The sequence below is a fragment of the Komagataeibacter diospyri genome, assembly GCF_043995075.1.
GTDB lineage: Bacteria > Pseudomonadota > Alphaproteobacteria > Acetobacterales > Acetobacteraceae > Komagataeibacter > Komagataeibacter diospyri.
Genome location: NZ_CP171837.1, coordinates 123,126 through 142,129 on the forward strand (window position 1 = coordinate 123,126; position 19,004 = coordinate 142,129).

A 19,004-nucleotide genomic window follows, 5' to 3' on the forward strand; every position below is an offset into this window, starting at 1 on the left:
GGTACGCGGAAGTATGAGTTAAGGCGCTGTATTGTCCGCGCCCAATCTGGTGACTGGGTTGGACCGTTTGGGTAGCTGTCTTCTATCCGCACGAAGTTCGGCATGGTCGGCTGAAATCATGCGTCAATGCCCGATTGCAGGACATTATGACAGCCGCGAAGGCTACGTAGTGTCTCGACGACGGCGGTCCAGCCAAGGATAAAATGCGACCAGACGCGGTCAGGTCTGTAAATCTCCCCTGGATTAATTTTGCAAGGATGGCGTCGCTGTTCGGAGCAGTTCGTCACTGGGCCATCCCAGTCCCACCTGTCGAAAAGTGAGAGCTCAGCCCGGTTTAGGCCCGTTCAGCTCGGCTGCAGTTGTGGTCTAACCTAACTGACTGCAGTCGCGCTGCGGCTCCATTGACCTGCTGGCGCTATGTGCTCCATAGAGCAACGCTTTAAGTTTCTGAGCTGACATAAGCAGCAGAGAACGCGTGCGGCGGTCACGTCGGCGTCAGGCCTGTCCCAGCCCCTCTGTCAGGGCCACTGAAGCCACAGGCATTGGCACTCGAGCGGCGGCTGTGCCGGCGCAATGTTGCCATAACTCGCGTTGCTGTCAGCTCTGCGTCAGTGAAGAGGCGTATCAGCGAGACCCTAATCGCGCGCGCCGCGCCGAAGTTTGCCGGAAGCGATGCGGTATCAGCGCGATTTGCTCGTCGGACTGAAGCGGCATGGTCAGCCGAACAGCAAGGCAACGCCTATGCTCAATCATACCACTCTAAGGCAGCCGGGCGTGAGAAACCGTCACGGGCCGACCGCCTTAGCGGATCCTGTCGCTCGGTCGAGTTCAGCGACGTCATGCCACAACCGATCGGTCATGACATTAATATCGCTAGAGACGATGGAAGGAGCCCGGGTTTTGGCCAATAAAGAGAGGTTTTTTCGTTCTCCCAGGACAAGCCGCCCCCGCCAGAACAGCGTAACGGAAACGGCTCCGGTGAGACCCTGGCCAGCGGGGTGTTCAACGCTGATCCTCAGGTGTGGGGGCGGCACGCCAATTTTCTCAAACGCCCGTAGTTGTGTTTCTCCACGGGGGCATGCAATGCCGCGCACAACAGCGTCATGGAGTGCCGAATGCGGATAACCGTTGAAAGTGCCAAACACTGTCAGCATGATACCGGCCTGCACTCCTGGGCATATCAACTCATGGGTTTCTTTTCCATACGCGCTGGACAACCGACCAGACACTAAGGCGTACGTGCAGGCGAGGACAGCCGACATGTGACGCCATTTGTTAAGCTTACGTAGAGAACGTCTGCGCATATTTTTTACAGTCTTTCAATTTATTCATTAGAAGGTTATTTCACCGTGGATGCCGAATATCGCTTCGTTTCGGACGCGTCGGCCGGCGTTGTCGAGCACGCCTCCACTGGGTGACAGAATCCCTTGAATATCCGGCTGCAGCATCAGCCATGGATTGACTTGCGCCTGATATGTCAGTTCCAGGTGATATTCCCGCTTTTGCCCCGGTAGGCCATCCAGCCGGTCGGCTCTTGCCAAAGAGTGGCTCGCGGCACCCACCCCAGCGCCAAGTCCAACGGTATCACCATCCCGGTTAAGAGGGTTCTTCAGAGCAATACCACCGTCTACGGCGTAGACGATCTGATTGCGGTCGGTATCGGCAGTCCAGTTACCGCGAATGAAAGCGTCGAGTTCGCTTGAATTCCGGAACTTCTGCAGGGTCTGATCAGCGATGGCATAGACGGACCAATTGGTTTTGTGCAGGTGGCTTGAATCAACCTGGTCCGGAAATCGTCCCGTATCGAAGTAACCACCAATTTTATATATGCCTTCTTTCCCCGCTATTCGCCTACGATATTGGGATTCTGCAAAAAATAGTGCGCCTGTTGAAAAGTTGAACCGGGTTCCAGACGGATCGCTATTCTGGCTCCACGGATCCTGCGTATTGATGAACGGTGCCCCGATGGGGTTATCATCGCCGACTGCAAACAGAAAATTCCAGCATTGCGAGAGCGTGTAACGTAGCCTCACTGCAGGGGTCGCCACGGGAGATACTGGGCCTTGATCATACAGATCGTTATCGGGCATCATGGGCCATGAAAAAGAGGCATTCAAAAAGCTCAGAGCGACATCGCTGATCATGAAGTCATGTCCAAGATCCAGCTTGCCGATTTTGAATGCAAAGTGCCCATGTGCGAATTTTTGACTGTACCATAACTCGTAAAGCCTAGTGTTGTCGTCAGCTTCAATATTCGAAGTCTGATTAAAAACATAAAGAGGATCATTACTGAAAGGTCGTCCACGAATTTCCATGGCACTGATGTCAAATGTCCCTAAAGGCAGCCCGGTCAAAGTATGCAAATCTGCCAGCATTTCAACCGCCGTTGACCCGACATAGTTATTTGATGCTTGCGCTCCACCGACTGGGTCGGCCCAGAACTCGTTTGCGTCGGATAAACGGATGTCAATTCCTCGCTTGAGAAGCCAGTCTCGGGCACCTCCCCAGTTCCCGGAAAAATGAGACATTGGGTCAATGCTGTCCGGAACGATCTGCTGCGGTGTTACGCCGGAACTGAAGAAGCGTACAGGGGGAACCTGAGCGCATGCTGTAGTGCATGCACCCGAAAGAAACGCCAAGCAAAAAAAAGAATCAGACCACTTCAATCATCTTCACCAATTTGGCTCGCGCGAAGTGGTGGTCTTAGAGTCGATCATATACGACATATTATACATTCTACGTATCAGTTTCTGAGAACATGACGCTATCTGTCTATATTGTTGGAGTGGCATATTATTTTCTTTATAGCATTACGCCGTTCCCATAGGCGTTACATTCGTCAAAAAGTTAGTTTTCATCAGATCTATGAAGGTCTGCATTCCAGATTTTGCAATAGTGTTACCTATATTAACGAACTCCGCGCTCATCCATGGTTTTTCTTTTGCTAGCGTCAGGCATATCGCGTATGAAGCGCCAGCAAGGTAATATTCAAGCTCATCTGCATTCCGCCCTTCGTTGAAGCACTGGCGCGCGACTTCCTGCCCAATGAAAGACGGATCAAATTTTACCCGCAACGACACGTGGCACTCCATTTTGCAAGGACGTGATTTCGAAAAAAACAGGCGGGCATAACAAGGGAAAAAACCGCTCCCGCCATTTAACGCGGGAGCGGTCGGTTGGTCAGAGGGGCATAAAGTCAGGCCGCCCGGTCGGGAATCGCGCAAGCACGTCTGGATCGAGATTCAGGGTCTGTCTGACCATTTCCGGCGGCACATGCGTCAGCCAGTCGGTCAGTGACACCTCAGCGAAGCGATCGGATTTGAATACCGAAATGATCTGCAAGACATCATTTCCCGTATTTTCGACGTAATGACCGAGGCTTTTCTTAATATACCACACGTCGCCCGGATTAAAGTTCGCGGTCTGCGCTTTTGGCCCCGTATTAAACACCGTCACGCGCGCCTTGCCTTTGATCACGAACGCCCATTCGTCAGCGTTTGGATGCCAATGCATTTCGCGCATGCCGCCCGGCTCTATGGTTTCCAAAGCGGCGGCTACAGTCTTGGAGATCGGAAAGTTCCGACTGTCCGCAACCTGCGCCATCCCTCCATGGGTACGGGACAGAGGTTGTGCTTGTGAAAGTTTGTAGATGACTTTCTGGGCACCGGGAACGACCCGGGCGTTTTTCCGATCAACCGGCAGATCCGGTGGGATGTCGCCCTGGAATATCCACAGGTTGTCAAGCGGAATGTTTTTGAAGGCCGCTTCTGGCACGCCGAAGTTTTTTGCAAGAACTTCCGGCGGAGTGTGAGCGAGCCAATCCGTCACCAAGAGGGTATTGAACTCCGAGGATTTCCCATTGTCGAATGCGAGCAGGAATTCTGCGCCATCGGGTCCAAGGCCCTGGAGGGAATGCGGCAGACCGGGAGGGAAATACCAGAGATCTCCAGCCTCAACATCATCAACGCTCGGACGCCCTTCTTCGTCAAGGGTGGTGATGCGGCACTTGCCCGTAAGCATGATTGCCCATTCTGCCTGCTGGTGCCAGTGCATCTCCCGAATGCCGCCAGCGCTGAGACGCATATTGACACCCGAGATATCCTCGGAAATGGCAAAGTCATCCTGGGTAATTTCTCGAGCCCAGCCGCCGTTCTGGATACGTTTATGTGCGTTGTTAAACGAAGCCCAGAATAAGGGCATACCGTCTACGTCAGTTGCCGGCGGAGACTGGAAATCCGGAAACTGCGAGGCGAGCGCGGGATTTTTCGGCCCAGGGTCGGAACGGCTTGAAGGCGAGACAGCATTCTGCATGCCCTGCGCCGGACGGTCAGGATTTCCGAACGTAGCGGCATGTGCGGCGCCAGCAAGTCCGAAAAAGCTCGCGGCTGAAAGAAAGCCTCTGCGTTGCATTGGGTTCATGGTATTCTCCGTTGGTTACCATGATTACAATAAGAACCGGTGCTCGGAGTATCTATTGTACTTAGGTTTAGTTCACGGATGCGGTATCTAAAATTAACTTTACGGTTGTGATATTTTTTGCAGTAGCAAACTTACATCGCGCTGATCGTCCGTGTGCGCGCTTACGCCCGATTTGATGAGACCGTATTCGGAGAGTCTTTTTCGTTGTCAGGTCAGCCCGTCGGATTGCACCGCTTTTGCATTAGAAACTTTACCACTCGAGATCACGTCACCGCGTATTCATATCTCTTCAGGAGGCAGCGAGAGAGCATTACAGATCAGACATATGGTAGTGCCGCACGCTAACTGAACAGCCGCTCATGAATGTACGTAGCCACGGATCATTGACGACAGCAGTCATGACGAACCGCTATTATTATCAGTCTAAAACCAGAGAACCTGGTGGGTGTGACGTAAGTTCTTCTTGATGCCCTGCAGGATGCGATGTTCTCATCGCTCCGTGTAACCATCTTTTATCTGGTTACCTTACGATTGTGGTTTAGTACGTGCCGCGGCTTCTTCTCGCTGGGCGCGGAATAAGTCGGTTCCTGGGGAGTCGCTGCTGTCTCCTGATCACCGAGACGTTCAGGTTCACCGCCCGGGCGCGTATGATGAATTTCTGGGTCAGCACAAAATCCCGAAAGTGGCGATAGAATCAAAGACGCGCAGCTCGCCAGAAAAAAAAATTTACGCATAAATCGGTTTACCTCGCTGATTGAAAAAGTTATTGCATTTAACATATGCAGGTTATTGCACGATGCTATTATGGTCGGCTGGTGCCCGCCGGATTGGCACTCCTGTCGGTCGCAGTATTTCGTTCTCCGTCGGCGACTGACCGAAAAGGATGGGGCACACTGCCGAAAAATAGCGCTCCAGGAAATCATACCTTGGTATAATCGCTGCAATGTCTCGCTTGCCTTACCCTCAGGTGTTATGCGTCCAGACGCAAGCGTGCGGCCGGACAAGCAAAAATCCAAAGTGGGAAGTTACCAAATGGCTGAATTACCTTGGAAAGAAGCCCCTGCTGATACAACCCCTCAGCCTCAGCGCGGGAACCGCGGCGGCACGGTCCTCGGACCGCGCAATCTACCATTAGAACGCGAGAACCCCGACCTAATGGCGTCGCCTGATACCGACGCGGGAACCATTCCCAACCTCAAGTTCTCGTACGGTACGGCGCGTAACCGTCTCGGTACCGGAGGATGGGCGCGCGAAATCACCGAGCGTGAACTCCCGGTGGCAACGACGCTTGCCGGTGTCAATATGCGACTTAATCGCGGCGGGTATCGTGAACTCCATTATCATAAGGAAGCCGAATGGGGCCTGATGCTCGCCGGTAAAGCAAGGGTAACCGCGCTTGACCCACAGGGGCGCGACTTTATCGATGATGTTCAAGCTGGCGATATCTGGAATTTTCCAGCTGGTGTCCCTCATTCCATCCAGGGTCTGGAAGACGATGGCTGCGAGTTTCTCCTTGTTTTCGACGATGGCAGCTTTTCGGAAAATGAGACTTTCCTGATCAGCGATTGGCTGGCCCATACCCCCCGGCACATTCTGGCCAAAAATTTTGGCGTGCCAGCCGCGAAGTTCGATAATCTTCCGAAGGATGTTGAGCATTCACGCTGGATATTTTCAGGAGCCGTTCCAGGGCCGATCGAAGATGAACGGGTACCTTCCCCACTGGGACAAAGCCCGGTTAAGTACACACATCATCTCATGGAGCAGAAGCCGATAAAAGCAGCGGGGGGTGAAGTGAGAATTGTCGATTCTACAAACTTCCCTGCCGCGTCAACGATCGCTGCTGCCATTGTGGTCGTGGAACCGGGACGGCTAAGGGAACTGCATTGGCATAGCAATAACGATGAATGGCAGTATTTCATCCGTGGTAAAGCCCGGATGACCGTTTTTGCGTCGGGAGGGAAGGCAAGGACCTTCGACTATAGTGCTGGTGACGTCGGTTATGTCCCGTTTGGCATGGGTCACTACCTCGAAAATATCGGGGATGAACCGCTGGTTTTCCTTGAAGCGTTTAAAAGCTCCCAGTTTGCTGACTTCTCGGCCAATCAGTGGCTGGCCCTGTCTCCACATGATATGGTGAAAGCGCATCTAAATGTTGATGACGAGACCATAGCGGCGCTTTCGAAAACCAAACCTCTCGTAGTCTGACGTACGACGCTTTCCAGTAAGAAATCCCATCGGTCTCCGGTGAGACCGTGGTGCACTTCCACCGCAAGGTCTGCTATACCCCCTCTGCCTGACTCAGGCAGAATGACGACGTTGGGAGCCTATGTTGTGACGTTCTCGCCGGTATTATCTTTCCTTGCCATGAGTGGAGGTGCACCAAAAAGATCGTACATCGTTGGGGCTCGATGCATCGCTTTTATTGTTGCGATATGCGTATTTATTCTTAATACTCTGACACAATTCCATGATGCCTTTGCGGTTCTTTATGTCCTCGTCGTGTTTCTGGTGGCAGATACATGCGGCGTAACAATTATTCTTCTGACAAGTGCAGGCTGCATCGCGCTGGCCTGTACGTCTTTTTTGCTGAAGCACTACGGTGAACCCCTGGGCGGCCCATATGCTCGTCTGGCCGTTAGCATCGTTGCAATTGGTGTCGCCGCACAACTTTCGGCAAGAAACAGGAGAACGAGGACATTACTGTCCGAACAAGTGCGAATGCTTGCCCTTACCCACGACACAGTGATCATTCGTGATCAGGACGATACGATCACCTACTGGAATGATGGTGCAGTACATCTATATGGTTGGCGAGAAGACGAGGCGGTTGGAAAAAAAAGTTCTGACTTACTGGGGCGCAGTCCGTTGCCTGCTCATGCAGCGCACGACCTGAAGTCTTCTGGGCAGTGGAACGGCGAGATTACCCGTAATCGCAGATCCGGGGAAACCATTGTAATCGACACAAGATGGATTGTCAGGATCGATAGCGACGGGAGAGAATGCGGCGTTATTGAATTCGGGGCTGATTTGACCGAACAACGTAAGGCGACTGCGGAACGTGAGCGTTCAGAGCAGCGATATAGTGCGATCTTTCAGGCCGTCGGGTCCGCCATCTTTGAAGTCGACTGTTCGGTTATGAACATATTAATCAAGGACTGGGAAACACATAGTTCTGTACTGTGGGACGCGCGCGTGGATAAATTCCAGGATTATCCATATATTCGCGATGCAAACGGAGCCGCAGCTCTCTTGCTGGGTGCATCGTCGCCACAAGATCTTACTGGTAATTCGCTCCGAAGTCTCTTCAAAGATCAGGCGGTCTTTCGTGAAGTTCTAAGACAGCTGGCGTTAGGTTACAGCGAATATGAAATCGAAACAACGTTTAACGGCAGCAATAATGCGACACGTGATGTCTTTTTGCGTGTGACCCGGCCATTAAACGACGTGGAAAACCGACATGTTCTCGTGATGGCCTTGGATATCACGGAGCGAAATGAAGCGCAGATGAAACTGCGGGTGGCGCAATCGGAACTCGCACATGCTGACCGTGTCACGACGCTTGGGCAGCTCGCCATTTCGATTGCACATGAAGTCAATCAACCGCTATCCGCGATCATTACATTTGCACGTTCAGGCCAACGTTGGCTGAAAAGACCACAAGCTGACATCAACGAAGCTTTGTCCTGTTTTGACCAGATCGTGCGCAACGGCTCGCGCGCTGGGGAGATAATCAAACGCGTCAGATCCCTTACACGGAAGGAACCTGCCAGCCGGGCTCTTCTTTCCCCCGCTGTCTTGTTGGAAGAGGTTATCCTGCTGCTAAGAGGTGAATTATCTTCGAAAAATGTCGAGTTACGCGTCATGGTATCGCCTGGCTTACCGGCTATTTCGGGCGATAAGGTACAGATACAGCAGGTCATCATGAATCTGATGATGAACGCCATTCAGGCCATGATGACAATTACCGAACGACCGAGGTTACTCGACATCATGGTTGCAGACGGTGAACCCGGATCTAATGCAATTCGCATGACATTTGAAGATTCTGGTCCTGGTTTCTCATGTCTGGACCCGACTGAACTTTTCGAACCGTTCGTCACAACGAAAACCCAAGGCATGGGAATGGGTCTTTCGATCTGCCGTGAAATCATCACAAGTCACGGGGGAACCATTGAGGCAAAAAACAGAGTCCCTTGCGGCGCCAACGTAACGGTGATGTTAAACGCTGCAGGATCATCCCATGGAAACTAAATCTTCCGCGGGTGGCATGCCCGAAGAAGCTAATGGTCATGTACTCGTCATTGACGACGATGCGGACATAAGGGCGTCGCTCGACAGTCTCTTTCGGTCTGCTGATCTCAGGGTTACAACCTTTGGAGATCCTTCGGAATTTCTTGAAGCCCAACTTCCGCCTAGTCCTTGCTGTCTTGTCCTGGACGTAAGATTACGGGCCACCGACGGCCTCGACTTTCAGAAGTATCTCATGGAGTCCGGGGCGAACATTCCGGTTATTATAATAACTGGCCACGGCGATATTCCGATGACCGTCAAAGGAATGAAGGCTGGTGCTATCGACTTTCTGGCAAAACCGTTCACCGAGGAGGCTATGCTCCGCGCAGTGTCTGACGCACTCAGCGCCTCAGGGCGCTATGCGGAAGAACAGAAGAAGCTCAGTGAAACAAAACTACTCTACGCTAGCCTATCACCACGTGAAAAAGAGATCATGGCGTTAGTCGCGAGTGGCTTGATGAATAAACAAATTGCGGGCGATTTGGGTCTCAGTTTGATAACGGTAAAAATTCATAGAGCTAACGTAATGAAGAAAATGGCAGCACAGTCGCTTGCCGATCTGGTGCGTCTTGCTGATCTTCTGGATATTAGAGATCATGCTATCACCCGTTACGGAACGCGACAATGATTGTGTGGTCACGCATGCACCATCGTTTAGCATATCCAGAAAATGAACGTGTCTGGCAGGTAACAGTGGAGAAAAATGTGCGGGTCTAAGAATGCATAACGCAGTGCTTTTTTGCAGTGAAATACCCATGACAGGGACTACAAGACGTCAATCAGTTACTCGACGCGAATGAGCCGCACCGTCAGATCGGTTGCTGCCGCATTAAGAATAGCCTTTAACGCGGCCGGATTAGCGGCTGTCTCGACTGAAAACCGCGGGTGCGGCCCGATGTCCCAGCATCGGACCGCTGGCTTTTTCTTAACGCAGGCCGCCCGATGCGATCAGATGATCGCCAGTCAACCAGCTGGAATCGTCAGAGGCGAGGAAGACAGCGACCTGTGCGATATCCTCCGGTTGTCCTACGCGGCCAAGAGGCGTCTGGTAAGCATCCGACGAGGACCGCAGGCATGCGTCAGGCCGCCTGTGTATGATTGGCGTGACGGGTGTTTTTCCAGTTCCAGGGAAGCAGGTCGGGGAGCCGGGAGAGGGGAATATCGTTGATCCGTCCGATGACATCAGCCAGCCAGGCGTGGGGATCGACATCATTGAGTTTCGCAGTGACGATCAGGGAATACATGGCAGCCACTCTCCTGCCGCCGCGGTCTGAACCCGCGAACAGCCAGGCCTTGCGTCCTACGGCGATGCCACGCAGGCTCCGTTCTGCCGCATTATTGGTCAGGCAGATCCGGCCATCATGGAGGAACGCCGTGAAGGTATCCGGTCGTCTGAGGATGTAGGCCATGGCCTGCGCGACGGGTGATTTTCCGGACATGCGGCTGCAGCTGTCACGCATCCATTGCATCAGGTTTTCAACGATAGGCGCGCTGAACTGCTGCCGCAGGGCAGCACGCTGCTGTGGCACGACACCATTGATGGTCCGTTCCACCTCGAACAGGCAGTCGATCCGCCTTACGGCTTCCACGGCAAGAGGTGCCCTGCCCAGTTCGGCCAGCCGGAACAGGCCGCGTCGGGCATGCGCCCAGCAGCCCGCCAGCGTGACGGGCGCAGGCTGCCGTCCCGGCTTTGCCAGGGCATTGTAGCCGGCGTAGGCATCGGCCTGCACGATGCCACTCCAGCCATCGAGATGAGTGGTGGGATGCTCGCCCCTGCGATCGCGGGAGTAGCCGAACCAGGCAGCAGGAGGCGCCGGGCCACCAAAGGGGCGGTCATCGCGCACATAGGTCCATAACCGCCCGGTCACGGTACGACTGCTGGCCAGAACCGGTACGGTGGTATCATCGGCATGTACCCGTTCTCCAGCAAGGACATGCTCTTTGATCAGTGCCGTCAGCGGTGCCAGTGTTGCGGTGCAGGCCCCGACCCAGTCAGCCAGGGTGGACGTATCCAACGCAATTCCTTCACGGGCAAAGGCTGCCGCCTGCCGGTTCAGGGGCTGGTGGTCCGCAAACTTCCCGACCAGGACAGAGGCCAGAAGGTGCGGTCCCGCCCGTCCGCGGACAAGGGGATGGAATGGGGCTGGCGGCTGGGTGATGGTCTCGCAGTCCCGACAGCTGAACTTCTCGCGCACTGTCTGGATAACCCTGAACTGGCGCGGAATGACCTCAAGGGTTTCCGTGATGCTCTCGCCCAGTTTCGTCAGTCTTGCCGAACCACAGCAGGGACACTGCGTGGGGGCAGGAATGACAACGCGCTCGCGCGGCAGGTCTGACGGAAGGGGTCTGCGTCCGGCATGGCGTTGTGGGCTGGGATCAGTGACCGGGATCGCTGTGCCGGGTCCATTGGCCGGGTCATCCTCGGCCATGCCCGTTTCCAGATCCTCCAGCTCGAGTTCAAGCTGGTCAAGCAGCCGTTTCCCACGTTCCGACGAGGCGCCATAACGGTCGTGCCGCATCTTCGCGATGATCAGCCTCAGATGGGTCACCATGGCTTCGGCCGCCCGACGGGCAGCCTCAGATGCCGCGAGAGCGGCCTGCAGGTCACCGATTTTTCCGCGCACATCCTCCATGCCCCAAGAGAGCCATATTATCTGGTGGTGGGGTACTGGAATTCACCTGCCCATCCCTCAATTCTGCGCTAGCCCACGACATCAGGCCGCCATGTCCGTTGCGGATGCCGCCAATCGATGCCTTCAAGCAGGTAACCCAGTTGCGCGGGTGATAGCGCAACAACGCCCTCTGCGGGCGATGGCCAGATGAAGCGGCCTTTCTCCAGCCGTTTGGCGTAGAGCGACATGCCCAGTCCATCGTGCCAGAGCACTTTCAGCAGATCTCCGCGCCGCCCCCGGAAGGCAAACAGGTCCCCCGCATGGGGATTGCGCCCCAGGGCCTCCTGAACCTTCAGGGCCAGACCCGGCATGCCGAGCCGCATGTCGGTCGCACCCGTTGCCAGCCAGACCTGGACACCGGAAGGAACCGGGATCATGGCCGCAGCAGCATAATCAGGCGTTCAACCCTCTCGGGTGGAACATCGTGACCAAAACGCAGGATGCTGCCATCGCGGAATGTAATTTCCATCTGGCCTGGCGCCTGACCTTCCTGCGCAACCGGTTCTGCCAGTCTGACAGGCACAAGGGGTCCCTCTTCAGGCCGTCTGCTGCGCCGACGGCATTCCTGCCGCCAGCGATAGAGAAGACTGACATGGATCCCATGCTGGCGGGCCACTTCACGAACGGGAAAGCCGCTTTCAAAAGAGGCTTTTACAACCCGGGAGCGAAAAGCGGGCGTATAGGCCCGGCGGCGTTCCCCCACAATCTCGATTGCTGCATGGTTTTTCCGGGCAGTCGCTGCGACATTCGCTGCGACTGTCTCGTGTTCATTCTCGATAAAATCGTCCATGCACAGAAGAGATATCCGGTCCTATCAGTCTACAAGGCGGCTTCTACCGGATGCTTACGGCGTCTGCGCTACAATGGTCTGTTCAATATCGGAGCCAACGATATGGGCGCTCCGGGTGCCTTCCGTTTCGACCAGCCCTGGATTGATGGCGTTGACGCGGATCCGCTTGGGCCCCAGTTCGCGCGCCAGTACGCCGGTAATGGCGTCCACAGCCCCTTTTGTCCCGCTATAGACCGCCGAGCCAGGAGGCGTGATGCGTGAGACGACCGAACTGATATTGATGACGCTGCCACCAGCACCCAGATGGCGTACTGCCGCCTGAGTTGCCAGCAAGGTGCCCAGCACATTGACGTTGAACTGCCGATGGAAATGCTCCTCGGTGATTTCCTCAATCGGCATCATTTCATAGATGCCTGAATTGTTGACGAGGACATCCAGCCGTCCAAAATGCGTGATGGCGGCATCTGTGATGCTCTGTGCGTCTTCCCTGCGCGATACATCACCCTGAATCGCCACTGCCTTGCCGCCGGCCTTGGTAATTGCTGCCACCACGTCATTGGCCCCCGACTTGCTGGAGGCGTAATTGACGACTACGGCGGCGCCTTCAGCCGCTAGCGCCTTGGCGATCCCGGCACCGATCCCCTTGGAGGCGCCAGTGACGATTGCTACTTTTCCTGAGAGTTTGCTCATTGGATTGTACCTGTCTGCTCGGACCGGGCTCGACGTGAGATGCTCATGTCCGGGTTGGGGAAATGGAAGGCTTTAAAATTTGGAGCGTCCGCTCCAAGATACGGGATATGAGGGACGTGATCCCGCGTTCAAGGATTTATGGAGCGATGGCACCAAAAAAAACTGATGGCGAACGACGGGGCCGTGGTCGGCCCCCATCCTTTGATCGTGCGCAGGCTCTATGCGCAGCCATGCGCTTGTTCTGGGACCGGGGTTATGAGGGTACCAGCTTCGACGACCTGACCGGTGCCATGGGTATTAGTCCGTCAAGCTTCTACAATGCCTTTGGTTCCAAGGAACTACTGTACCAGGAGGCGACCGATGCCTATCTGAAGGCCAGCGGCGCATGGTTTCTAGATATCCTGCATGGCAACACGGATACCCGGACGACCTTCCAGCGCTTGCTGAATGCGGCGGCCACCGAGTTTACGCGTGAGGATCTGCCGTCTGGTTGCATGATCTCAGTATCCGGCACCCAATGCGCGCCCGGTCAGGTCCGCCTGCGGGACCTGATGGCTCGACAGCGCGCTCTGTCCGAGACCGCGATTGTAGACCGTCTGCGTGAAGGCGTCATGCGGGGAGAACTGTCGGCGAACACGGATGTGGACGCACTGGCAGCCTTCTTCGCTTCGCTGGCGCGGGGTATGGCGGTGCAGGCGCGGGACGGCGCTTCGCGGGATAAGTTGATGGAGATTGGGCGCATTGGCATGCAGGCGTGGCCTGCGAGACAATAAGGTGACTCCTCGTCGTTACACAACGCGCACCAGCTTAAGATACGTTTTTTCGGTAACTGAGCCCGCCAGACTATCTATGACAGCATGGCGATGCCGCAGATTGGGGCGAAGATGACGTAGGAAGCGGCTACGATGATAGATAGACCCGTCATTCCGGCATGACAGACATGAACCGCCCCAATCCCGCCCCCGGCCGCGAGCAACGTGCGCACCGTATAGGCGAGGAAAAGCCAGAAAGCATGACCGGCCCCTATGGCAATCCCGACCATGGTCAGTACGGCTGAGCACAGTCCGAAAAGGAACGGAATCATGACGTAATCCAGCCTTGAGGCGATGCCATATCCTGCGATGGCATCGACACCGAAACGCCCGACTGCACCGGTGACGAGGATAACGGCCAGATTGGTCTGCACGCTGTTCAGAGCGGTCGGAATCCCCACCTTCAGGATATCGGAAAACAGTCGCCACTCCACGCGGACCCACCGCAGTTTCAGACCGGATCGACCCGAATTCATATAACGCAGCAGTACGACCAGCGCACAGGCGTAATAGAGGGCAAACGCCAGACCCGCTCCGGCAACACCAAAGTGCGGGACCGGTCCAAAGCCGAAAATCAGTGCGGGAGAAGCCGGGATCATCACCACTGCGCCCACCAGGGTCACCAGTGCCGGGACTTTGACGTTCCCTGACCCGCGCAGGGCGGCGGCAACGAGGTTGACGATCCAGATTGCTACCGCGCCGCCGAATACCGTGTTGGAATAGCTGAGCGCCGCGGTCAGCGATGCGCCGTTGCCGCCCAGGGCGGTGTATAGTGCCGGCCCGCACCAGAGCAATGCACCGGTGAAGATCGTGCCGACGATGGCGGCCAGCACGATGGCATGCAACACAAGAGCATCAGCATCATGCTGACGTCCACCGCCGATTGCGCGGGCGACGGATGAGGCAACGCCGCTGCCGAGGCCGCCGTTCGACATTGTGATCATCAGCATAAAAATCGGGAACACCAAAGCGACGCCGGCGAGGGCGTCGGTGCCGAGATAGCCGACATAATAGGTCTCGGCCACGCCGACCGCAGTCTGGGCCAGGAGGACTGCAATGGTTGGCAGCGCCAGCCGCATAAGGGTTACCGTAATCGGACCTGTCAGGATTGACGCCCGTGCCTGGGCCTTGCGGTCCGCGACACGCTGTTCGCGGACGGGTTCGCTCTTTTCCAGACCTGCGATTGTTTCTTCCTCAGTGTCTACCATGTCTTGCGCCCTACGCTGTGGGACGAAGGATTGGCGCGTCGGCCGGTGTTCCAGGAGTGGCGTCATCCATGGCCACGCCTGCACACCCCTCTAAGAACCGTCTGCCTGTTACTGATCCGATGCCGCTATTGCTGCCGACAAGCGGGGCAGTCGTGTTCTGAAGTCTCATGGTCGTGCCTTTTGTAAGATTACGACCATAATGTATGATGACGATTGTAATGCAATGAGGCATGCTTAGATTTCGGGGCGGAGAGCATGGCAGGGGGCACCCCATGCTCAAGGGAACATCGATGATCTAATACTGAAACTGGAGTAAAAGACATGACCGACAAGAGCCAGACGCGCCACCCGTTTCTGGATGACCTGGCGCCGGATGCTGAGCTGGAAAGCACGGTATTACGGCGTGCCGTCAAAGGGCGCGAGAATATCACGAGATTAGTGAATGCCGTTGGCTCGCTTTATGGCACCCAAACGCCGGTATTCCTGCAGCGGTTTGGACCACGCAGTGTCCTTCAGTATGACGCGATCCTCGTAAACGGTCTCGCGTTACGGGGGACGGCTGTCATCGAGCATAGCCCAGATGGAAGCATACCGAAGGTCTCTGTTACCTTCAGCCCGCTCGGTAGCACCATCTCGCTGGCAGCTAAACTCGGCGCTCTTCTTGATCAGGAACTCGGAGAAGACCTGTTCCTTTGAGAAGACAAATACAGGGTGTGCGGGTAACCAGCACACCCATCGCCCAGGATGATTTGGAGACCGCCAACAATGGCAAATATTAACGTTGTCACAAAATCCATCTGCGTGGAACATGTCAGAATCGGCTGTACCCGACCGTTTGCAGAGGTTCTGGCAGCGGTAGATTCCTCTATTCCGTGTCTGGATGACAACCTGACTGTCCTTTTGACCAACGGAGACAGAGCTGGCGTCGAAGAATATGAAAAACATGGCCCTCCCCTGTTCGTATTCCTGAAGAGGGACCACGGTGCACTACTGGCAGTTACCGGACGCACAGGCAATGCTGTGCAATTCGAGATTGGAAACCCGATTATGGCCTCCAAGATGACGCGATATCAACCTGGCGCTGCACTTTACGCGCCGCTCCGGGTTGCATTGTTGGAGCTGGAAAACGGCGAAGTCGTCTTTGAATATGACAGGCCTTCGTCGTTGTTTGGTCAGTTCGGGGATGAGCGTGTCCGTGAGGTCGGCCTGTATCTTGATCGAGAACTGGAGACTGCGCTTATCAAAGCAGCAGGTTAGACGGCTTCCATGCGCCAATGCCAAACTGCCGTGTGTTCAAGTATCTAAGCAACACATTCTAAAGACAGGGTTTTTAAGTCCGTCACGTCTTCTATGGCATTACGACCGTGATGTATGATGGCGATTGTAATGCAATAGGGGCAGGCCTAGATTTCAGAGGAAAGAAAGGGAAAGGCGGCACATGCGGTATCGGAAAGGGCACCGGGAGGAGACCCGACAGCATATTATTGACATTGCTGCACGACGTTTTCGGGAGGACGGGGTGGCGGCGGCGGGCATCGCAGGATTGATGGCCGACGCAGGGCTGACCAATGGTGCCTTCTATACGCATTTTGAATCCAAGGAGGATCTCGTCCGCCAGACTCTTTGGGCGGTCCAGGAGAACAACAAGAGCGCTACCATGCGAGCGCTCCGGGACGGTGCTTCACCTGAGATTTGGCTAAGGCGTTATCTCAGCCCGCAGCATCGTGACAACCCGGGCGCAGGTTGTATTGCGGCCGCCCTGTCGGCGGAAATCGCGCGCCATCCGGAAGAGACGCGCGAGATCTTTCACGCAGGCTACGAAAAATTTGTCGAGCTAATCGCCGGGACCCTTCCGACCGGAACGCCGGCAGAGCGGCGAGCTACGGCACAGGCACTCTACGGTCTTATGATCGGCACGCTGCAACTGGCCCGTACGCTAGGGCCAGGTGTGGAATCTGATGCAATTTTGGAGAACGGGGTTCGGGCTGGATTGCTTTTAATTCAAGCCCAGGAGACGCAGCGGAAGCCGGCCCCATAACAAGCGAGCACTGTCCCGCCGGGATTCGCTCGCAATGTACGGGAAAAGATTGCCGTATTGACTGCGCGCGACTTCCCCGAGTTGGCTTCGCGCGCGAAGGTATGATTTCGATCACCTCGCTTTCGATATGAATGCTGTCGTTATGCTCGCACGTCCGGGCAGAACAAACGGATCGCAATTGCTCTTCTCACTTCGTCGTGGCCCTTTTGGTTATGGAACTCCCATAATATGGACATGCGCATAGGGTGAACCGGGCCACATGATATACGCGCCTGTAGATTTATGATGCGTTGGCAGACCCGAAGTCGCAGCATCGAATGGCCACATAATCATCCAGTGCGGCCCCACTGTAATCGGGGGACTATGCGTATCATAGGGGTCCATGTCACTCCGTTGTGTCGCGCCAGAGAGCATATAGATAATCCCCGGTTCGGTATTTGTAGGACGGGGCTTGTGTTGATCGAAATCCATGCCCCACTGCATTGCAGCTTTATTCATACACATGGCAGGTTTTCCCACTGTCATCGGATCACCAGGCATGCAGGTGAAGGCATTGGTTCCCTCTCGCAGTACTCTAAGATGTCCCGAACCATCCGGTTCGGCCACCGCGGCACCTGCAGCAATACCGGGTGGACCGGCGGCGAGTGCCCGTGCGATCTTGGTGTTTTGACCGGTCGTTAGATCGGCAGCGCTTGCTTGGAAAGATCCCACAAAAGAACAGGTCATAAGTACAGCCAGGTAAAGGCTGCCATTTATCAAATTTCTATAAATTCCACGTTTTGACGTATTCATTGTCACTACCTTATCGTTCTTATTACTTAATTCAGACTTTGTGGAGTTTTCTTCCTCAGAAGCGAAATTATGACTGCTGATTGTCGACGTCGGATTGGCCGACCGAGAAGGCGGTAGGCCAATCCAGATCTCAGAAAACCCGACGCATGATGGGCCCTGCATTTCGAGTTCCTCAAGGACTCGGAATCAGGCGACAACGCCTGACTGTGTTTTCCCATCGGACCAGGGCACTGCGGCCCTTTCAGCAGGTGTTGCCGGATCCAGGCGACTTACCGCATCAAGTCGTTCCAACATTTCCGGCGTAAGATGGACTTCCAGAGCGCCAAGGTTGCTCGTCAATTGGGAAAGCGATCTCGGACCAATCATTGGAACCGCGCCATGGCTTCCTGCCCATGCAATCGCTACCTGATCCGGACTAACGCCAAGCTCTTTTGCGATCGAGATGACGGTATCCAGAGTCGCGGAGCGTTGTGGTGAGTTCTCGGCCTGAAACACCTTGCCCCTTAAGGCTTCTGCCCGGCCTGTCTGTCCATGCCTATATTTTCCGGTCAGCATGCCGCCTCCAAGAGGCGACCAGGTAACGACACCGAGTTCCAGACCGGACGAAGCGGGGAACAGGTCAGCCTCTGCTTCTCGACGGACCAGACTATGCTCAAACTGCACTGCTGCGATTGGCACCGTTCCACGTAGTTCAGCGAGGGTTGCAGCACGCGCGAGGCGCCAGGCGGGGAAGTTCGAGAGCCCTGCATAAAGGATTTTACCCGCCCGGGCGAGGTCGTCGAAGCCACGAATGATTTCTTCAGACGGCGTTACATTGTCGGGATGGTGCACCCAGTAAATGTCGATCCGGTCTGTCTTTAACCGCTTCAGGCTTGCCTCAACCGAGGCGACCATGGCTTTTCGGCTATTCCCCGTTACCAGACGGTTGGCATTTGGGGTCGCGCCATTTGTATACTTGGTTGCGAGTACGAAGTCCTCCCGACGTCCCTGAAGAAAATTGCCAAGGAATTCTTCAGATTGACCAAACTGGTAGACGTCTGCGGTATCAATGAAATTACCGCCTGCATCGGCATATGCCGAGAAGATCGCTTCGCTCTCGCGGGCGTCGGCACCGTGGCCCCAACCGGTTCCGAAGTTGGCGGTTCCGAGGGCAATCTGGGCAACACGCAGCCCGGTTCGGCCGAATAGCTTGTACTTCATGTCCTGTTCCTTTCTAGCAGGAGAGAGAGGCGGCCGAAGCTCCCTGTTAAATCGGTGCAATGTTCGGTTCGGGAGCGTCAGTAGATGTGTGGT

At 55.2% G+C, this 19,004-nt stretch carries 17 protein-coding genes and 2 pseudogenes; 7 read left to right on the top strand and 12 right to left on the bottom strand.

Annotated features, from left to right (window positions below):
- Window positions 1-785: 785 nt before the first annotated feature.
- The 4 genes from ACE2AA_RS16965 to ACE2AA_RS16980 all read right to left on the bottom strand — a co-directional run bounded on the left by ACE2AA_RS16965 (window position 786) and on the right by ACE2AA_RS16980 (window position 4,419).
- Window positions 786-1,154, bottom strand: coding sequence for a hypothetical protein (locus ACE2AA_RS16965; protein ID WP_395372512.1), 369 nt, complete (start codon window positions 1,152-1,154; stop codon window positions 786-788).
- Window positions 1,155-1,331: 177 nt separating this feature from the next.
- A complete protein-coding gene (locus ACE2AA_RS16970) occupies window positions 1,332-2,528 on the bottom strand; it encodes a carbohydrate porin (protein WP_395372514.1) in 1,197 nt (398 codons plus the stop codon).
- A 282-nt stretch (window positions 2,529-2,810) separates the two neighbouring features.
- Window positions 2,811-3,080: a hypothetical protein gene (locus ACE2AA_RS16975; RefSeq protein ID WP_395372516.1), complete on the bottom strand. Its 270-nt coding sequence runs from the start codon at window positions 3,078-3,080 to the stop codon at window positions 2,811-2,813.
- A gap of 100 nt (window positions 3,081-3,180) precedes the next feature.
- Window positions 3,181-4,419 carry a cupin domain-containing protein gene (locus ACE2AA_RS16980; protein ID WP_395372518.1) on the bottom strand — a complete coding sequence of 413 codons (1,239 nt, stop codon included), beginning with the start codon at window positions 4,417-4,419 and terminating at the stop codon, window positions 3,181-3,183.
- A 1,032-nt stretch (window positions 4,420-5,451) separates the two neighbouring features.
- Here ACE2AA_RS16980 and ACE2AA_RS16985 point away from each other — a divergent pair.
- The 3 genes from ACE2AA_RS16985 to ACE2AA_RS16995 all read left to right on the top strand — a co-directional run bounded on the left by ACE2AA_RS16985 (window position 5,452) and on the right by ACE2AA_RS16995 (window position 9,337).
- Window positions 5,452-6,624 (top strand): oxalate decarboxylase family bicupin, encoded by a 1,173-nt coding sequence (locus tag ACE2AA_RS16985; RefSeq protein ID WP_395372519.1) that lies wholly within the window; start codon window positions 5,452-5,454, stop codon window positions 6,622-6,624.
- 102 nt (window positions 6,625-6,726) lie between these two features.
- A complete protein-coding gene (locus tag ACE2AA_RS16990) occupies window positions 6,727-8,670 on the top strand; it encodes an ATP-binding protein (RefSeq protein ID WP_395372522.1) in 1,944 nt (647 codons plus the stop codon).
- Complete coding sequence (locus tag ACE2AA_RS16995; RefSeq protein WP_395372524.1) at window positions 8,660-9,337, top strand: response regulator transcription factor; 678 nt, start codon at window positions 8,660-8,662, stop codon at window positions 9,335-9,337. The genes ACE2AA_RS16990 and ACE2AA_RS16995 overlap by 11 nt, the downstream gene beginning before the upstream one ends.
- 297 nt (window positions 9,338-9,634) lie before the next feature.
- Here ACE2AA_RS16995 and ACE2AA_RS17000 read toward each other — a convergent pair.
- The 5 genes and pseudogenes from ACE2AA_RS17000 to ACE2AA_RS17020 form a co-directional block, all read right to left on the bottom strand.
- Window positions 9,635-9,757: pseudogene (locus ACE2AA_RS17000) on the bottom strand (SDR family oxidoreductase); the annotation flags it as partial.
- Between the two features lie 31 nt (window positions 9,758-9,788).
- The gene (gene tnpC, locus ACE2AA_RS17005; RefSeq protein ID WP_395370649.1) at window positions 9,789-11,342 is read right to left on the bottom strand and encodes an IS66 family transposase; all 1,554 of its coding nucleotides are present in this window, start codon (window positions 11,340-11,342) and stop codon (window positions 9,789-9,791) included.
- Window positions 11,343-11,410: 68 nt separating this feature from the next.
- Complete coding sequence (tnpB, locus tag ACE2AA_RS17010) at window positions 11,411-11,758, bottom strand: IS66 family insertion sequence element accessory protein TnpB (protein WP_395370650.1); 348 nt, start codon at window positions 11,756-11,758, stop codon at window positions 11,411-11,413.
- Window positions 11,755-12,171, bottom strand: coding sequence for an IS66-like element accessory protein TnpA (gene tnpA, locus ACE2AA_RS17015; RefSeq protein ID WP_010512275.1), 417 nt, complete (start codon window positions 12,169-12,171; stop codon window positions 11,755-11,757). Before tnpA ends, tnpB begins: the two co-directional genes overlap by 4 nt.
- 57 nt (window positions 12,172-12,228) lie before the next feature.
- Window positions 12,229-12,861, bottom strand: a pseudogene (locus tag ACE2AA_RS17020) (SDR family NAD(P)-dependent oxidoreductase); the annotation flags it as partial.
- A gap of 230 nt (window positions 12,862-13,091) precedes the next feature.
- Here ACE2AA_RS17020 and ACE2AA_RS17025 point away from each other — a divergent pair.
- On the top strand, window positions 13,092-13,634 hold the full coding sequence (locus ACE2AA_RS17025; protein ID WP_395372525.1) for a TetR/AcrR family transcriptional regulator: 543 nt from the start codon (window positions 13,092-13,094) through the stop codon (window positions 13,632-13,634).
- 74 nt (window positions 13,635-13,708) lie between these two features.
- Here ACE2AA_RS17025 and ACE2AA_RS17030 read toward each other — a convergent pair whose 3' ends face one another.
- Window positions 13,709-14,881, bottom strand: coding sequence for an MATE family efflux transporter (locus ACE2AA_RS17030; RefSeq protein WP_395372527.1), 1,173 nt, complete (start codon window positions 14,879-14,881; stop codon window positions 13,709-13,711).
- Between the two features lie 321 nt (window positions 14,882-15,202).
- Between ACE2AA_RS17030 and ACE2AA_RS17035 the strand changes: the two genes are divergently transcribed.
- The 3 genes from ACE2AA_RS17035 to ACE2AA_RS17045 all read left to right on the top strand — a co-directional run bounded on the left by ACE2AA_RS17035 (window position 15,203) and on the right by ACE2AA_RS17045 (window position 16,919).
- Window positions 15,203-15,577 (top strand): hypothetical protein, encoded by a 375-nt coding sequence (locus tag ACE2AA_RS17035; protein ID WP_395372529.1) that lies wholly within the window; start codon window positions 15,203-15,205, stop codon window positions 15,575-15,577.
- Between the two features lie 69 nt (window positions 15,578-15,646).
- Complete coding sequence (locus tag ACE2AA_RS17040) at window positions 15,647-16,138, top strand: DUF302 domain-containing protein (RefSeq protein WP_395372530.1); 492 nt, start codon at window positions 15,647-15,649, stop codon at window positions 16,136-16,138.
- Between the two features lie 181 nt (window positions 16,139-16,319).
- Window positions 16,320-16,919 carry a TetR/AcrR family transcriptional regulator gene (locus ACE2AA_RS17045; protein ID WP_395372532.1) on the top strand — a complete coding sequence of 200 codons (600 nt, stop codon included), beginning with the start codon at window positions 16,320-16,322 and terminating at the stop codon, window positions 16,917-16,919.
- A 210-nt stretch (window positions 16,920-17,129) separates the two neighbouring features.
- On the opposite strand, the gene ACE2AA_RS17050 is transcribed toward ACE2AA_RS17045, so the two are convergent.
- Window positions 17,130-17,711 carry a hypothetical protein gene (locus tag ACE2AA_RS17050; protein WP_395372534.1) on the bottom strand — a complete coding sequence of 194 codons (582 nt, stop codon included), beginning with the start codon at window positions 17,709-17,711 and terminating at the stop codon, window positions 17,130-17,132.
- 186 nt (window positions 17,712-17,897) lie between these two features.
- Complete coding sequence (locus ACE2AA_RS17055) at window positions 17,898-18,911, bottom strand: aldo/keto reductase (RefSeq protein WP_395372537.1); 1,014 nt, start codon at window positions 18,909-18,911, stop codon at window positions 17,898-17,900.
- Between the last annotated feature and the right edge of the window lie 93 nt (window positions 18,912-19,004).

Coding starts and splice junctions, on each gene's coding strand:
- ACE2AA_RS16965 (WP_395372512.1), bottom strand. CDS start 1,154: ATGCTGACAGTGTTTGGCACTTTCAACGGTTATCCGCATTCGGCACTC.
- ACE2AA_RS16970 (WP_395372514.1), bottom strand. CDS start 2,528: ATGTCTCATTTTTCCGGGAACTGGGGAGGTGCCCGAGACTGGCTTCTC.
- ACE2AA_RS16980 (WP_395372518.1), bottom strand. CDS start 4,419: ATGAACCCAATGCAACGCAGAGGCTTTCTTTCAGCCGCGAGCTTTTTC.
- ACE2AA_RS16985 (WP_395372519.1), top strand. CDS start 5,452: ATGGCTGAATTACCTTGGAAAGAAGCCCCTGCTGATACAACCCCTCAG.
- ACE2AA_RS16990 (WP_395372522.1), top strand. CDS start 6,727: ATGACGACGTTGGGAGCCTATGTTGTGACGTTCTCGCCGGTATTATCT.
- ACE2AA_RS16995 (WP_395372524.1), top strand. CDS start 8,660: ATGGAAACTAAATCTTCCGCGGGTGGCATGCCCGAAGAAGCTAATGGT.
- tnpC (WP_395370649.1), bottom strand. CDS start 11,342: ATGGAGGATGTGCGCGGAAAAATCGGTGACCTGCAGGCCGCTCTCGCG.
- tnpB (WP_395370650.1), bottom strand. CDS start 11,758: ATGATCCCGGTTCCTTCCGGTGTCCAGGTCTGGCTGGCAACGGGTGCG.
- tnpA (WP_010512275.1), bottom strand. CDS start 12,171: ATGGACGATTTTATCGAGAATGAACACGAGACAGTCGCAGCGAATGTC.
- ACE2AA_RS17025 (WP_395372525.1), top strand. CDS start 13,092: ATGCGCTTGTTCTGGGACCGGGGTTATGAGGGTACCAGCTTCGACGAC.
- ACE2AA_RS17030 (WP_395372527.1), bottom strand. CDS start 14,881: ATGGTAGACACTGAGGAAGAAACAATCGCAGGTCTGGAAAAGAGCGAA.
- ACE2AA_RS17035 (WP_395372529.1), top strand. CDS start 15,203: ATGACCGACAAGAGCCAGACGCGCCACCCGTTTCTGGATGACCTGGCG.
- ACE2AA_RS17040 (WP_395372530.1), top strand. CDS start 15,647: ATGGCAAATATTAACGTTGTCACAAAATCCATCTGCGTGGAACATGTC.
- ACE2AA_RS17045 (WP_395372532.1), top strand. CDS start 16,320: ATGCGGTATCGGAAAGGGCACCGGGAGGAGACCCGACAGCATATTATT.
- ACE2AA_RS17050 (WP_395372534.1), bottom strand. CDS start 17,711: ATGAATACGTCAAAACGTGGAATTTATAGAAATTTGATAAATGGCAGC.
- ACE2AA_RS17055 (WP_395372537.1), bottom strand. CDS start 18,911: ATGAAGTACAAGCTATTCGGCCGAACCGGGCTGCGTGTTGCCCAGATT.